The 15,008-nt window shown below is 44.7% G+C and carries 15 protein-coding genes; 10 read left to right on the plus strand and 5 right to left on the minus strand.

Annotated elements, in window-relative coordinates:
• Nucleotides 1–11 precede the first annotated feature (11 nt).
• Nucleotides 12–365 (minus strand): hypothetical protein, encoded by a 354-nt coding sequence (locus ACFQ45_RS15950; RefSeq protein ID WP_377369488.1) that lies wholly within the window; start codon nucleotides 363–365, stop codon nucleotides 12–14.
• Nucleotides 366–507: 142 nt separating this feature from the next.
• Here ACFQ45_RS15950 and ACFQ45_RS15955 point away from each other — a divergent pair, with 142 nt between their 5' ends.
• From ACFQ45_RS15955 to ACFQ45_RS15970, 4 genes are all read left to right on the plus strand, one after another.
• Nucleotides 508–3,018: a type I secretion system permease/ATPase gene (locus ACFQ45_RS15955; RefSeq protein ID WP_377369490.1), complete on the plus strand. Its 2,511-nt coding sequence runs from the start codon at nucleotides 508–510 to the stop codon at nucleotides 3,016–3,018.
• The gene (locus tag ACFQ45_RS15960; RefSeq protein ID WP_377369491.1) at nucleotides 3,018–4,361 is read left to right on the plus strand and encodes an HlyD family type I secretion periplasmic adaptor subunit; all 1,344 of its coding nucleotides are present in this window, start codon (nucleotides 3,018–3,020) and stop codon (nucleotides 4,359–4,361) included. The genes ACFQ45_RS15955 and ACFQ45_RS15960 overlap by 1 nt, the downstream gene beginning before the upstream one ends.
• A 105-nt stretch (nucleotides 4,362–4,466) precedes the next feature.
• Nucleotides 4,467–5,105 carry a response regulator transcription factor gene (locus ACFQ45_RS15965; protein WP_377369493.1) on the plus strand — a complete coding sequence of 213 codons (639 nt, stop codon included), beginning with the start codon at nucleotides 4,467–4,469 and terminating at the stop codon, nucleotides 5,103–5,105.
• Between the two features lie 52 nt (nucleotides 5,106–5,157).
• Nucleotides 5,158–5,724: a molybdenum cofactor guanylyltransferase gene (locus tag ACFQ45_RS15970; protein WP_377369495.1), complete on the plus strand. Its 567-nt coding sequence runs from the start codon at nucleotides 5,158–5,160 to the stop codon at nucleotides 5,722–5,724.
• On the opposite strand, the gene ACFQ45_RS15975 is transcribed toward ACFQ45_RS15970, so the two are convergent.
• From ACFQ45_RS15975 to purM, 3 genes are read right to left on the minus strand one after another with little or no spacing between them, the layout of a single operon-like run.
• On the minus strand, nucleotides 5,721–6,437 hold the full coding sequence (locus tag ACFQ45_RS15975) for a DUF3108 domain-containing protein (protein WP_377369497.1): 717 nt from the start codon (nucleotides 6,435–6,437) through the stop codon (nucleotides 5,721–5,723). The two genes, ACFQ45_RS15970 and ACFQ45_RS15975, sit on opposite strands and share 4 nt — an antisense overlap.
• Before the next feature lie 17 nt (nucleotides 6,438–6,454).
• On the minus strand, nucleotides 6,455–7,108 hold the full coding sequence (gene purN, locus ACFQ45_RS15980) for a phosphoribosylglycinamide formyltransferase (RefSeq protein WP_377369499.1): 654 nt from the start codon (nucleotides 7,106–7,108) through the stop codon (nucleotides 6,455–6,457).
• Nucleotides 7,105–8,160 (minus strand): phosphoribosylformylglycinamidine cyclo-ligase, encoded by a 1,056-nt coding sequence (gene purM, locus ACFQ45_RS15985; RefSeq protein ID WP_377369501.1) that lies wholly within the window; start codon nucleotides 8,158–8,160, stop codon nucleotides 7,105–7,107. Before purM ends, purN begins: the two co-directional genes overlap by 4 nt.
• Nucleotides 8,161–8,277: 117 nt before the next feature.
• Here purM and ACFQ45_RS15990 point away from each other — a divergent pair, with 117 nt between their 5' ends.
• The gene (locus ACFQ45_RS15990) at nucleotides 8,278–9,366 is read left to right on the plus strand and encodes a DUF2066 domain-containing protein (protein WP_377369503.1); all 1,089 of its coding nucleotides are present in this window, start codon (nucleotides 8,278–8,280) and stop codon (nucleotides 9,364–9,366) included.
• Nucleotides 9,366–9,596, plus strand: coding sequence for a hypothetical protein (locus tag ACFQ45_RS15995; protein ID WP_377369505.1), 231 nt, complete (start codon nucleotides 9,366–9,368; stop codon nucleotides 9,594–9,596). Before ACFQ45_RS15990 ends, ACFQ45_RS15995 begins: the two co-directional genes overlap by 1 nt.
• 75 nt (nucleotides 9,597–9,671) lie before the next feature.
• On the opposite strand, the gene gltA is transcribed toward ACFQ45_RS15995, so the two are convergent.
• On the minus strand, nucleotides 9,672–10,955 hold the full coding sequence (gene gltA / locus ACFQ45_RS16000; RefSeq protein ID WP_377369507.1) for a citrate synthase: 1,284 nt from the start codon (nucleotides 10,953–10,955) through the stop codon (nucleotides 9,672–9,674).
• Nucleotides 10,956–11,510: 555 nt separating this feature from the next.
• Here gltA and sdhC point away from each other — a divergent pair.
• Genes sdhC through ACFQ45_RS16020 form a run of 4 tightly spaced genes read left to right on the plus strand, consistent with a single transcriptional unit; the run spans nucleotide 11,511 to nucleotide 14,722 of the window.
• On the plus strand, nucleotides 11,511–11,888 hold the full coding sequence (gene sdhC, locus ACFQ45_RS16005) for a succinate dehydrogenase, cytochrome b556 subunit (protein WP_377369509.1): 378 nt from the start codon (nucleotides 11,511–11,513) through the stop codon (nucleotides 11,886–11,888).
• Nucleotides 11,882–12,229, plus strand: a complete 348-nt coding sequence (gene sdhD / locus ACFQ45_RS16010) for a succinate dehydrogenase, hydrophobic membrane anchor protein (protein WP_377369511.1) — start codon at nucleotides 11,882–11,884, stop codon at nucleotides 12,227–12,229. The genes sdhC and sdhD overlap by 7 nt, the downstream gene beginning before the upstream one ends.
• Nucleotides 12,230–12,232: 3 nt before the next feature.
• Entirely contained in the window at nucleotides 12,233–14,005 is a 1,773-nt protein-coding gene (gene sdhA / locus ACFQ45_RS16015) for a succinate dehydrogenase flavoprotein subunit (protein ID WP_377369513.1), read from the plus strand.
• A 12-nt stretch (nucleotides 14,006–14,017) separates the two neighbouring features.
• On the plus strand, nucleotides 14,018–14,722 hold the full coding sequence (locus tag ACFQ45_RS16020) for a succinate dehydrogenase iron-sulfur subunit (RefSeq protein WP_452600469.1): 705 nt from the start codon (nucleotides 14,018–14,020) through the stop codon (nucleotides 14,720–14,722).
• Nucleotides 14,723–15,008 lie beyond the last annotated feature (286 nt).

The raw sequence follows: 15,008 nt of genomic DNA on the forward strand, positions 1-15,008 counted from the left end.
GAGATGATGCTTTAAATCAAAGCATCATCGTCTAGTTCATTTTCGATGATGAGGGCATCACTGTGGCCTTTTTGAATGCCTCGTACCCACTTACGACTTAACAGCTTTTTCTGGGCGGCTAAAGGAAGTTCCGTGAATTGAATGATGCGTTTCTCGCTCAGTAAGTCGATTAAGTCCTCTAGGACTCGCATCATATCTTGGTCGGAAGTTTCTAATAGTTCGCGGGACGAGTTCTCGTCGAGTTTGGCTTCCAGTAATTGAGCAACTACTGGATTATCCGGTGCTACAAGCAATGTATATTCGTCTGACTGTTGGGTTGCAACATCAATTATGTCGCCGTTTTCATTGACTTTTGCATAGAGCATTGTTGCATCCCTCCAATGTGGTTAAGTGAATTATAAATCGCTGATGATCGTAGTATTCTATGATTGATGGGTTTATTCTAGTCTATTATATCCTTGATTCATAAGATGTTCTGTTTAAATCAATTTTTTGGGGGTTGGCTGCATGGCAGTGTCAGGAGATAAAGGTACACCGTCCAACGCTACTGAAAGTAAAGGTGTGACCGAGAGTGAAAATGCTAAAGTGAGCGAAGCCCCCAAAAAAAATGTAAGAGAATTATTGAATGAAGATTTGTCTTTCAGTAAAAGCAATGAATCTCGTTCAGACAATATGGCCGCACCTGAGACTTCAGATAAATTGTCAAATCAGTCAGAACAACAATCGGGCCAGAAACAAAAACCAGAGACTAGTTCTAGTCAACAAACCGCTAGTTCTACTGAGCAGATTACGGAGTCTACTATCTCTCAGAATACATCGAGTTCCCAAGCAACAAAGCAAGAGTCAGAGAACCTTCAGGAAACTGGAGCACAATGGGAAATTGATCCCACTAAGATTGAATATCCTAACCCTCTTTTAGATTGTTTGGTGCTATTAAGTAAATACTTCAATAACCCTTATACAGCTGATGGCATAGCAGCAGGCTTACCTGTTAATACTGAAAGTATGGGGCCGGATTTATTTTTACGAGCGGCCCGCCGAATTGGCCTCAAAGCGCGTTTTTTGAAGCGCTCGTTAGAAAAGATTCCTGAGTTGGTCCTTCCAACCGTTCTCTTGCTAAAAGATAAGCAGGCATGTGTGCTGTTAGAAGTGGATCAAAAACAGCGTATTGCGAAAATCTTTCGTCCGGAGTCTGGCGAGGGGGAAGTGCATATGCCATTGGACGAACTAATAGAAAGCTATACCGGTTATTGCTTTTTTGTTCGTCCGCAATATCGCTTTGATAAGCGATCTCAAACTCAAGCCGGAGAGGAGCGTAAAAAAGGCCATTGGTTCTGGGGAACCATTACATCCTCATGGCGCATTTATCGAGATGTGTTTATAGCCTCCCTTTTAATAAATGTGTTTGCGGTGGCCAGTCCCTTATTCGTCATGAACGTCTATGACCGAGTGGTGCCAAATAATGCCTTTGATACCCTTTGGGTATTAGCAATTGGGGCCAGTGTTGTCTATTTGTTTGATTTCTTACTGCGCTCGTTACGAGCCTATTTTATTGATGTGGCAGGCAAAAAATCCGACATTTTAATATCTGCCACCATTTTTTCTAAAGTGAACAATATCACAATGGCCTCACGTCCTAAGTCGGTAGGGGCTTTTGCTAAAAACCTGCAAGAGTTTGAGAGCATAAGGGATTTTATTACTTCAGCCTCTATTACCACCTTGGTTGATATCCCATTTATGTTTTTGATTGTTGGGGTAATTTGGTTGATAGGTGGGCCAGTGGGCTACATTCCGCTCGTGACCATCGCTTTGATTATTATCTACTCTATGATTATCCAGGTGCCATTACGTAAATCTGTGGAAGAAGGTCAGAAAACGGCTTCGCAAAAAAATGCCGTATTGATCGAGAGTCTTTCCAATGCAGAAAGCGTGAAGCTTAACAATGCACAAGGTGTGCTACAGCAGCATTGGGAAAGTGCTGTGGGCAATATTGCTGATTGGGGCATTAAGACCCGTCAACTGGCCCAATCCTGTTCCTCATTTGCAATGGTCGCACAGCAATTAACGACTGTGATTATGGTGATCGTTGGTGTGTACCAGATCTCGGAACGAGAAATGAGTATGGGGGCTTTAATTGCTTGTGTCATGTTGACTGGGCGAGCATTGGGGCCAATGGCCCAAGTGGCAGCTTTATCAACCCGTTATAATCAAGCAAAGTCTGCTTTTGAGTCTCTCAATGAAATAATGAACTCTCCGGTAGAGCAACCAGACGAAGTGAAGTATGTTCACCGTCCTCGGTTCGATGGGCAGTTTGAATTTGATACGGTGAGTTTTGCTTACCCAGAACAAGAGCAAGCTGCTGTAAGCGATATTAGCTTCAAAATTAACCCGGGTGAAAAAGTTGCCATTATCGGTCGTATTGGTTCAGGGAAATCGACTCTTGGTAAGTTAATGACTGGGCTCTATGCGCCAATGGATGGTGCGATACGTATTGATGGGGTGGACATACGTCAAGTCAATCCCACGGACTTGCGTCGCAATGTCGGCGCCGTTTCCCAAGATGTCACCTTGTTTTACGGGTCAATTAAAGACAACATTACCCTTGGGGTGCCATACATTGAAGATGACGCTGTGCTTCGTGCTGCAGACTTATCCGGTGTTTCTGAGTTCGCTAATCGACGACCTTCAGGTTTAGACAGTGTTGTGGGTGAGCGCGGGGTGCTGCTTTCTGGTGGTCAGAGGCAGAGTGTTGCTATCGCCCGTGCCCTACTGTTCGATCCAAATATACTGATATTGGATGAGCCTACGGCCTCTATGGATAATACAACTGAAGCGCGTATGAAGCGACGCTTAGCTCAAGCAATCCAGAATAAAACTCTGGTTCTTATCACGCACAAATCCTCCATGCTAGATTTAGTAGACAGAATTATTGTGATGGATAATGGTCGGATGGTGGCTGACGGTCCTAAAGCTCAAGTATTTGAAGCCTTACGCCAAGGCAAGTTGAAGGTAAGTTAATGATGAACGAATCCAAAGAGCGCCAATCCGTTGCGCAAACGGATCTCGACTTCTTGTCTGATCGTAACGCCGCGTTTATGTTGAAAACCCCACGTGGTGGTCGAATCATTCTCTGGTCTATATTCATTTTTGTGATCGCTGCTCTAGTGTGGGCCAACTATACGTCCTTGGATGAGGTAACTGTAGGAGAAGGGAAGGTTATACCTTCCAGTCAGGTTCAAGTGATTCAAAACCTTGAAGGCGGCATTCTAAAAGAGATTAATACCCATGTAGGTCAAACGGTAGACCGCGACCAGTTGCTCATGACTATTGAGAACACAGAAGCCTTGTCTTCTTTGCGGGAACAGCAGGTAGAAGAAATGAACCTGCTTGTACGTGCGGCACGTCTGACTGCTGAAGCAGAAAACAAGCCCCCTGTGTTTACGGATCGCATGCGCAATCAATATCCAGAAATCGTCAGCCGAGAAATGGACTTGTATCGGAATCGACAAGATTCGTTGCAGGCTAATCGGTCGGTTTTTGAGCAGCAGATTGATCAGAAAAAGCAAGAGATTGTCGAGCAGGAAGCTAAGTTAAATAACCTCCAAGGAAGTGTTGAGTTAGCCCAAGAAGAGCTTTCTCTCACACGTCCTGCGTTTGAGCAGGGGGCAGTGTCTCGTGTTGAACTGTTGCAATTGGAGCGGGAAGTCAATCAGATGCAAGGGGAGTTGCAGGCAACGCAATTGGCTCTGCCTCGAGCACGATCTTCCCTAAGAGAAGCAGAAACCAAACTTCAAGAGAGCAATGCTAAATTTCGCGCGGAAGCGCAAGAGGAGCTCACTAAAGCACGATCCGAGTTAGATCGCATCAGAGAAACCAGTGTTTCGCTTGCTGATAAAGTAGAGCGTACTCAAGTTCGTTCACCGGTCCGAGGCATTGTTAAGCAGATTCAAATTAATACAGTGGGTGGTGTGATTAAGCCAGGGATGAATCTAATGGAAATTGTTCCCATTGAAGATTCTCTTTTGATTGAAGCAAAAGTTCGCCCAGAAGACATTGGTTTTATTAAACCTGACTTAGAGGCTGTGGTGAAATTAACAGCTTATGATTTTGCAATTTTTGGTGGCCTTCACGCTCGTGTAGAAAATATTTCTGCTGATACGATTGTTGATGAAGAAGGGAATAGTTTTTATCTTGTGAGGGTTCGTACCGATAATAGTCATCTTGGTACAGAGGAAGCGCCTTTGGCCATTATTCCTGGTATGCAGGCGACTGTCGATGTGATCACAGGTAAGAAAACATTACTAGATTACTTGCTCAAACCCATACTAAAAGCGAAGCAAAATGCGTTAAGAGAAAGATAGTTACAAAATTGTATTTTATGACTAATCGGTGTTACAAAACTTAACGTATATTGGTTAAGCTCCCTTATAGAATAGAGCGGGCACACTGCAGGTATGAGGCGAATTTTGAAACTATTGTGCTGGAACACAAATGAATCAGTATGGAATCACTGGACCACTATTTTAGACTCGTCTGTCGAACAAATAAGAGCCACTGATTTCGAACAAACAGTAAATCAATTGTCCAAGGGCAATTTTGACTATTGCTTTGTTTATCTTGGCGATGAAGATTTCTCAGAAAAAGTAGAAGATGTCGTAGCGCTCCGAGAAAAGTTTACGAATCTTAAATTGGTTGCTTTTCCAAACCGACGTAGTCAAGCTGCGGCGCTTAGAATGTTATCTATGGGTGTAAATGGCCAGTGTTCGCCTTTTATCGGGAAGGAGCAACTTAAGCTCGTTTTATCCGTAATCGACTCAGGGGAAATCTGGGGCGGCAAGGATTTTATTCAGCAACTTATTCAGCAAACTGCGACGGTTTCTAACGTAACTATCAATACTTCTAGCGGTTTTGAAGAGCTATCTGAGCGAGAAAAGACAGTCGCTGAGTATATTGGACAAGGGTTTAGTAATAAGCGCATTGCCACTGAAATGGAGATTACTGAGCGTACGGTTAAAGCTCATTTAACAGCTATTTATCAGAAGCTTAATGTTAAAGATCGTTTGTCGTTAGCTCTCCTTATTCAGCGGGGTGTGGTGACTCATTAAGTGGGGCGCAATAGGGGAGTTGTTTGATAATTAAGGCACCAGTTGGTTCTTTATGTTTACTTTAGAGTCTTTGATCTTGGCGGGCGGCAAAGCAACTCGCATGTCTGGCGTCGATAAAGGCCTGCAGGAATATCTTGGTCGGCCTTTGATTGAATATGCAGTGGATCTGGCTGAGCTTTACTCTGAAAAGGTTTTGATCAGTGTTAATCGAAACCAAGAAGCTTATAGAGATTATTCTGACTATCTTATCTCAGACCTTGATGAGTATTCAGATAAAGGCCCTTTAGGTGGATTGGCTTCTGCCAAAAATTCACTTTCCTCTTCCCACTTATTAGTGCTTCCATGTGATACGCCTAAGGTATCTCAACAGGCAATTAGAGCTCTTGTTAAGTGCGCTCAAAAATCGCCAAATCTGATCCATTTTATTTCCACTGAATCTGGTCATCATCCACTCCATGGCGTGGTTCCGGTCAGTTGTTTATCTCTTTTGGATGACTATTTGAAAAGTGCGGAGCGCCTTGGGGTAATGGCTTTCTATAACCATGTGGGTTGTCAGTCATATCATTGGGCAAATGATTCTGAACTGGACAACATAAACCTGCTAGAGCAATTACGCTAGAGTTCGATGACTTTTTCTAAATCAAGTATGTAGGATTCGCCTTTCTCATGGTGTTCCATGCGCACCAGTAAAAAGTCGTATTCAGGGGCAAACCAAAAGTAAGATTGCCTTTTATCTGTTAAGTTGTCGGTGCGAATAACTTTAACAACATCCAGTGTTCCCAGTTTGGTTTTGATTTGTTCTGTTTTGCCTTTTTTGAAGGTGTAATGCTTTATCTTACCGCCATCTGCCACGTCGTATTTCAAGGTTTCTTTGCCATGAATCAGGTCATAACGAACCTGAAGTTGTAGTCCCAAGCGGTCGATGGTTTTGTTGGTGATGTCCATTTTCCAAGGCTTGCTCTCTACGTCATTGAGTACCTTCATATTGTTCCAGTCGAAGGTAAGTTTGGCTTCTCGTTTCTTATTTAGCAGGCGGGATTTATAGTGATAGTTGAGCGGCCTTATGGCGTTTTTGGTGGCCCTAAATGTTACGGATTCGCTTAAACTGGCAAGTAGGGTGTCAGCAGAAAATTCAAAATGCCAAAGGTTGGGCTTTTGTTGGGTGAGGGTTTGTTTGCCTTCGACTTTAAAGCTAATGCCTTTTTCCCAGATGGTGCTGTAAGTGGCCTGAAAAGAAGGAATGAAATGAACCGGCGAAGCAGGTGTCGAGGCTAAAACGGGCATAATCTGAAAGAATAAACTGAAAAATATGACTTTCTTGATCATGCCCATGTTAGTACTTCCTGCTGCTAACTTAAATCTGGATGGTATCTCATGCCTGTTTCAGGCAATGGTTTACCATCAAGGTAAGCTAAGCCGTCTTTAAGTTCAAGTCGTCCGCAGCTGAACCACTTTACACTTAAGGGATAAATAATATGCTCTAAAGCGTGAACTTTTTGAGCTAATTTATCTGCCGTGTCGCCAGCTTCGATAAGAGTGCTTGCTTGTAGGACAACAGAGCCAGCATCGAGTTCCGCTGTGACGAAGTGAACAGAGACGCCATGTTCAGCTTCATTGGCATCGATGGCTCTTTGATGAGTATCGAGGCCTTTGAATTTAGGCAGTAAAGAAGGATGGATGTTTAGCATTCTTCCTTCATAGCGACGGGTAAAGGTTTCCGTCAGTATCCGCATAAACCCAGCCAACACAACTAGCTTGGGCTGGTAGTGATCAATAAGTCCAGCGAGCTCTGTGTCAAAAGCTTCCCGTGACTCAAAGTCTTTGTGGCTTAGGGCATGAGTTGGGATACCTGCCTTTTGTGCGCGCTCTAGTCCGTACGCCGATGCTTTGTTGCTGATGACGGCTTTGATCTCAATATCGAGATTCCCTTGCAGGCTTTGATCAATCAAAGCCTGCAAGTTGCTGCCGCTGCCAGAAATTAGAACAACGACTGGAAAGCTCACGCAGAGGCCTCTAGGTCAGAGATGACAACCTCTTTGTCGGTTTTGGTGCGGATTTCACCGATAACCCAAGCGTTTTCGCCTTCGGCAGTTAAAATAGACAGTGTCTTTTCAACGTCTGCTGCGTCAATGGCTAGAACCATACCAACACCACAGTTCAGTACACGGTACATTTCTTCTTGATCGACGTTACCTTGTTCTTGTAGCCAATCGAAAATGGCAGGACGCGTCCAGCTTGCAGCATCAATGTAAGCGGCTGCCCCTTCAGGTAGTACACGAGGGATGTTCTCTAGAAGACCGCCGCCAGTGATATGAGAAAGGGCTTTTACGTTGATTGTCTCCATAAGTTTCAGAATGGATTTGACGTAAATTTTTGTTGGAGCCATCAGTGCGTCTTTCAGGGCAACGCCATCAACTTCTTGGTCTAGCTTGGCTTCGCTTACTTCTAGAATCTTACGAATGAGTGAGTAGCCGTTGGAGTGTGGGCCAGAGGAGCCCAATGCGATCAAAGTATTACCGGCTTGGACTTTGCTGCCGTCAATGATTTCATCTTCTTCTACAACGCCGACACAGAAGCCCGCTAGGTCGTAATCACCATCATGGTACATGCCAGGCATTTCAGCGGTTTCCCCGCCAACTAGGGCGCAGCCTGATTGTAGGCAGCCTTCGCCAATGCCAGTTACTACATCTGCAGCAACATCCACATCTAGTTTGCCGGTTGCGTAATAATCAAGGAATAAAAGAGGCTCTGCACCAGCAACAACTAGATCGTTGACACACATGGCAACCAAATCAATGCCAATGGTGTCGTGTTTATTTAGATCCATTGCCAAGCGAAGTTTTGTACCCACACCGTCAGTACCAGAAACTAGGATTGGATTTTTGTATTTCTGTGGCAGGCGAGTCAATGCGCCAAAGCCGCCTAGGCCGCCTAAAACTTCTGGGCGGCGAGTTTTTTTACTAACGCCTTTGATGCGCTCAACGAGTTCGTTGCCTGCATTGATGTCTACGCCTGCGTCTTTGTAACTGATCGAGGTTTTATTCGATTCGGTCATTGCCTGTGCCTTATTACCATGGAGTGGGAAAAGCGGCATTTTAACACAGTGGAAAATAAGGGCTATGGTTCTTTGCACAGAAGACAGTAGAATAGGGTGCTCACTAAGGGAAAGGTTATGATTTTAAGACATATTTTTTTATTTGCTTGGGTACTTTTTTTCTCTGTATCAGTATCGGCTGCCAACGTCGCCAATCTTTACAAGGCTTCCGTCCAGTTGCCGGCTCGATTAAATGAGTCTGATTTGCTGAATCAGGCCTTCAATCAGGCGGTAGACAAGGTCCTTTTTCGTGTTTCTGGGCAAAAAGCTTCGATTGGCTCTGATGTGTTAGCGTCGGCCCATAAGAGTGCTCGTGGTTGGGTGGCTCAGCATAGGATTCAAGATTTGCCGGACTTGGTGGAGTTCGATGGTGAGCTGCAGACAGCTCGCCAAGTTAATGTTTCTTTTTACAGTGAATCTATCAATCGATTTCTATATGCCAACGGTTTGGCGGTTTGGGGGAGTAATCGTCCCAGTATTTTGCTGTGGTTAGTACAAGAAAAAGACGGTGTGCGTACGGTCTCTGGTGCACGTCAACCCAGTGCGGAGTTGGGGCAGATGTTTGCTTACGGTAAGGAGCTTGGTTTACCTACTTATGCACCTTTGCAGGATAGGGTAGACGCTGAAGCTCTGAGTGCTGGCGCCCTTTGGGGGTTCTTTGAAGATGAAATTTTGCAGGCCAGTGAGCGCTATCAGACGGATGTTGTATTTGCTGTGCGCATGGGTCAATACGGAAATGCTGTGAATGTGGATGGGGTACTGTTTGCACCTGGCGCTGTGCCACAGAGATTGTCAGTAAATGCACCATCTGAGGCAGTGGCTAATGAGATGATTGTTGAGCAATTAGCGGAAGCCTTGTCTAATCGTTATGCGTCGGTTCGCTCGGCCGGTTCTGGACAGTCTTTGCCTGTTAAAGTGACTGGGGTGAATACCTATCAAGCGCTACAGAATGTTAAGCAATATCTAGATAAGGTAGGTGTGGTGCGAGAAAGCCGTATTCAGCTTATAGAAGGAGACAGTGTAGAGTTGTTGCTTGAGCTTGATGGTTCGGTGGATAAATTCAGAAACAGTGTGGCCTTGAATTCTATGTTGTCACCCAAATCTCTGAGTGCGTTAGACCCTGATGCGAATCGGGTGGAAATGTTTGAATATAAAGGTAGTAACTAATGTCAGATAGTCCTGAAGAGACTCCAATTGCAAAAGACTTCTTTGCTCGCCCAGTAGAAGAGCAGGCGGATTTTTTGGCTCAAACCTGGTGTAATCAGTGTATGGAAATGGACTTGGGTATGAAGAATCCAAAAGAATATGAAACGTCTCAGCGTCTATGGATTGAAGGTGAGTGTGTTAACTGCGGAGCTCAAGTAATCACTGAAATTGTCTATGAAGATGACGAGTAACGGATGCTTTCTGCATTTGATGATGTGAAATAAAAAAGGCGTCCAATGGACGCCTTTTTTTGTGACTGGAAAATTTTATTTCTTAGTCGGGTAGTCTCGCTCTGTGTGACCAACATATAGCTGGCGAGGACGACCAATTTTATATGGGCCGCTGATCATTTCGTTCCAATGAGAAATCCAGCCAATTGTGCGGGACATGGCAAAGATTACTGTGAACATTGAAGTCGGAATGCCGATAGCCTTCATGATGATGCCTGAGTAGAAGTCTACGTTCGGGTAAAGTTTACGCTCAACGAAGTAAGGATCTTCTAATGCGATCTGCTCTAGGCGTTTCGCAATCTTAAGCATTGGGTCGTCCGACTGGCCAAGCTCTGCAAGCACTTGATCACAGGTTTCACGCATTACTTTGGCGCGAGGATCGAAGTTTTTGTAGACACGGTGACCGAAGCCCATTAGGCGGAATGGGTCGTTTTTATCTTTTGCTTTGGCAATGAATTCATCGATGTTTGCTTCATCGCCAATTTCTTCAAGCATGGTCAATACGGCTTCGTTGGCACCGCCATGAGCAGGGCCCCAAAGTGTTGCAATGCCAGCAGCGATACAGGCAAATGGGTTTGCACCAGAAGAGCCTGCAAGACGAACTGTTGAAGTGGAAGCGTTTTGTTCGTGATCCGCGTGGAGGATGAAGATGCGGTCCATTGCTTTAGCGAATACAGGGTTTACTTTGTATTCTTCGCAAGGGGTTGCGAACATCATGTGTAGGAAGTTCTCAGCATAACTTAGGTCGTTACGAGGGTACATGGTTGGTTGACCCTTAGAGTACTTGTAGCACATTGCTGCCAGTGTTGGCATCTTGGAAATTAGACGGAATGCAGCGATCTCACGGTGTTTGGAGTCGTTGATGTCCATATGGTCTTGGTAGAAAGCAGAAAGAGCGCCCACCAAGCCAACCATGATGGCCATTGGGTGTGCATCATTTCTAAAGCCGTCTAGGAATTTTTGCATCGATTCAGAAACCATCGTGTGGTTTTTAACTGTCTCTTCAAATTCAGCGGCTTGTGCTTCAGTAGGAAGCTCTCCATAAAGCAACAGGTAACAGGTTTCTAGGTAGCTTGAGTTTTCAGCTAGGTCTGCGATTTTGTAACCGCGATGTAGAAGCACACCTGCTTCACCGTCAATGTAAGTGATTGCAGATTCACATGAGCCTGTAGACATAAAGCCAGGGTCATAAGTAAAGACGCCGTTAGCACCTAGGCCACGTACGTCGATTACATCTTGTCCAGCTGTACCTGAAAGTACTGGTAGCTCGATGGTTTTATCGAGACCGTCTACTGTTAAGCGAGCTTTTTTATCAGCCATTTTTGTTCTCCTTCATACTCTGGTCCGGGGCAAAGAGTCTTGAATTAACTCTCCAGGCCCAGAAGGTGCGGAAAAAATACTGTCTTAGTGACTATAAAGTCAATGTGGCAATTTCCACGTTAGATATCATATTGCTAATATTTCTTTGTAAGAAAACTACGTAATCGATGGGGTTCTTTTACATTTAGTTTGTTGTTTTATTGTTATCTGTTTGATTTTATTGATTTATTTTCTGATTTCGTAAGTGCTGTTTTTTGTAATTTTGCACCACTATTGGTTTTGTTTATGGTTGCATTCATTTTATGAATGGTGACCATTGAAAACCCCTTGTTCTGTCTATTTGTCTTAAGTTTTTCCCCTAGTCTATAATTGCGCACCGATGATTTCATTGATTTGCCGATGTTATTTGTGCTGTTTGAGTCGAACACCCAAAGTCGTTTGCAAATCGATGGGATTTTCTTGGAGGCCTATGTAATCTGATAGTGTAGCAGCCATCGGAGAAAGTAGAACTTGGGTCTGATTGACCATTCAATCAACAAAGTGGTGTATAGAGTCGTGAACAAAAAAAGACCAGTCAATCTTGATATTTCCACAATATCAATGCCAGTAACCGCAATCGTTTCTATCCTGCATCGTGTGACAGGGATCATCCTATTCGTAGGTTTGGTGTTCTTGTTTTATGCGTTCGATAAATCTTTGTCATCTCAAGAAGGTTTTGATCAGGTTGTTGAAACATTGCAAAACAACTTCTTAGCGAAATTCATTATCTGGGGTGTGGTGTCAGCTTTGATGTATCACTTCGTAGCAGGTGTTAAACACTTGTTCATGGATATGGGGCATTTCGAAGAACTTGAAAGCGGCCGTCTAGCTGCCAAAGCGAACCTTGTGATCGCTGTTGTTCTGATTCTGTTAGTAGGGGTATGGGTATGGTAACGCAAATTACTAGTTTCGGCCGTTCAGGCCTTTATGATTGGATGATGCAGCGTATTTCGGCTGTGGTGTTGTCCTTGTACAGCATTTTTATCATCGGTTACCTATTGCTAAATCCTGACCTTACCTATGACCAGTGGAGCGCTTTATTTGAGTCCACGGCAATGCGTATCTTTAGCTTGCTGGCGCTTCTGTCTGTTGGTATCCACTCTTGGATCGGTTTGTGGTCTGTGTCAACTGATTACATTAAAGCAACAGGTGTTCGTTTCTTCTTTCAATCTCTATGTGGCCTAGTAATGTTTATCTATGTCGTATGGGGTGTTCAGGTTCTTTGGGGGCTATAGGTAATGGCTAATATTCGTACAATTTCTTTTGATGCCATTGTTGTTGGCGGCGGCGGCGCTGGTATGCGTGCTGCGCTACAGTTGACAGAGTCTGGTCTTGATACCGCTTGTATAACGAAAGTATTCCCAACTCGCTCGCACACAGTATCTGCACAAGGCGGTATTACTTGTGCAATTGCAAGTGAAGATCCGAATGATGATTGGCGCTGGCACATGTACGACACTGTAAAAGGGTCGGACTACATCGGTGACCAAGATGCAATTGAGTACATGTGTTCTGTTGGTCCTCAGGCAGTGTTTGAGCTTGAGCATATGGGCCTGCCATTTTCTCGTAAAGAGAATGGCCGTATTTACCAGCGTCCATTTGGTGGACAGTCTAAAGACTTTGGTAAAGGCGGACAGGCTGCACGTACTTGTGCAGCGGCAGACCGTACAGGTCACGCACTATTACACACGCTTTACCAAGCGAACCTTAAAGGTGGTACTACATTCTTCAATGAGTGGTACGCAACTGATTTGGTGAAAAACGCAGACGGCGCAATCGTTGGTGCGGTTGTGGTATGTGTTGAAACGGGCGAAACCGTTTACATGAAAGCGAAAGCAACCGTTCTAGCTACAGGTGGTGCTGGTCGAATTTACCAGTCTACTACTAATGCTCACATCAATACTGGTGACGGTGTTGGCATGGCATTACGTGCTGGTGTGCCGATGCAAGACATGGAAATGTGGCAGTTCCACCCAACGGGTATTTACGGTGCAGGTACGCTAGTAACCGAAGGTTGTCGTGGTGAAGGTGGTTACCTGATCAATAAAGATGGCGAGCGCTTTATGGAGCGTTACGCACCAAACGCTAAAGACCTTGCGGGTCGTGACGTGGTGGCGCGTTCGATGATTCTTGAGATCTTGGAAGGCCGTGGTTGCGGCGAGAAAGGTGACCATGTGTTGTTGAAATTGGATCACCTTGGTGAAGAAACGTTGAACAAGCGTTTGCCAGGTATCCTTGAGCTATCTCGTACCTTTGCTCACGTTGACCCGGTTAAAGAACCTATCCCAGTTGTGCCAACCTGTCACTACATGATGGGTGGTGTGCCAACTAACGTTGGTGGCCAAGCGTTGACGCAGAATGAAGCAGGTGAGGACGTTGTTGTTCCTGGTCTGTACGCATGTGGTGAGATTGCATGTGTATCTGTGCACGGTGCTAACCGTCTAGGCGGTAACTCTCTACTAGACTTGGTTGTATTTGGCCGCGCTGTGGGTCTTCAGGTGAAAAAATCTTTGGATGAAGGTTTTGATTCCATGGATGCCACAGACACAGACGTTGAACGTGCCATGGCTCGTTTGAATCGCTTGAACAACACAACAGGTGGTGAATCTGTTGCTGAGGTTCGTGATGAACTGCAAAAAGTGATGCAGCTTTACTTCGGTGTATTCCGTGAAGGCGAGTCCATGCAGAAAGGTCTGGAGCAGCTTAAACTTATCCGTAAGCGTGTAGAAAACCTACACCTTGAAGATAAGAGCCAGGCATTTAACACAGCCCGCATCGAAGCTCTTGAACTTGAGAATTTATTAGAAGTGGCTGAAGCGACAGCGGTTCCTGCGGAATTCCGTAAAGAAAGCCGTGGTGCTCATGCCCGTAATGACTTTACTGAACGTGATGATGAAAACTGGTTGAAGCACTCTTTGTATCATCCAGCTGATAAGAAAGTGACCAAGCGTGATGTGAACTTCGCGCCTAAAACAATGGAAGCTTTCCCACCTAAAGTCCGTTCATACTAAGGAGTTATGTCAATGTTAGTGAGTATCTATCGTTACAATCCTGAGAAGGACGACGCGCCTTACATGCAGGATTATGAAATCGAGCTGCCAGCAGGAAAAGACCTGATGGTGCTTGATGTGCTTAATTTATTGAAAGCACAAGACCCAAGTATTTCTTACCGCCGCTCATGTCGTGAAGGTGTATGTGGTTCTGATGGTATGAACATGTCTGGCAAAAATGGTCTAGCATGTATTACGCCAGTATCCGCTGCAGCGAAAAACAACAAGCTGGTTCTTCGCCCGCTACCGGGTCTTCCAGTAGTGCGTGACCTTGTTGTTGATATGGGACAGTTCTACAAGCAGTATGAAAAGATCAAGCCTTTCTTGATCAACGATACGCCTGCGCCAGCAATCGAGCGTCTTCAGAGCCCTGAAGAGCGTGAGAAACTTGATGGTCTTTATGAGTGTATCTTGTGTGCTTGTTGTTCTACGGCATGTCCATCTTTCTGGTGGAACCCTGACAAGTTTGTCGGCCCATCTGGTCTGTTGCAGGCTTACCGCTTTTTGGCGGACAGCCGCGATACCGCGACTCAGGAGCGTTTGAGTGATCTTGATGATCCATTTAGCGTATTCCGTTGTCACGGTATCATGAACTGTGTGAATGTTTGTCCAAAAGGGTTGAACCCGACTAAGGCAATCGGCAGCATTCGTTCTATGTTGTTGCAGCGCGCGACCTAATAAGTGAGTCGATAGCATTACTCAAGCTATCGCTTGGGTTAATGTGGAAAATGGCGACTCTGATGTATCTGATCATTGTCGCCGTTTTTGCGTTATTTGATGCACGAGTGAAAATCAAAAAAATAATAGAAATGTGCAGGATTTAATATTTTGCAGTTGAAATTACTCAGACTGCGAAAAAAATACCAAATAGTACTGTTTTGCACTAAAAGGGAAGCTTCTAGTGTTTTAGAATAGGGCTGTTTGTGTATGGTAAAAAGCAAATAATAATCTGGCGTATCTGTAT

Source organism: Rhodanobacter aciditrophus, from assembly GCF_042679525.1.
Taxonomy (GTDB): domain Bacteria; phylum Pseudomonadota; class Gammaproteobacteria; order Pseudomonadales; family Marinomonadaceae; genus Marinomonas; species Marinomonas aciditrophus.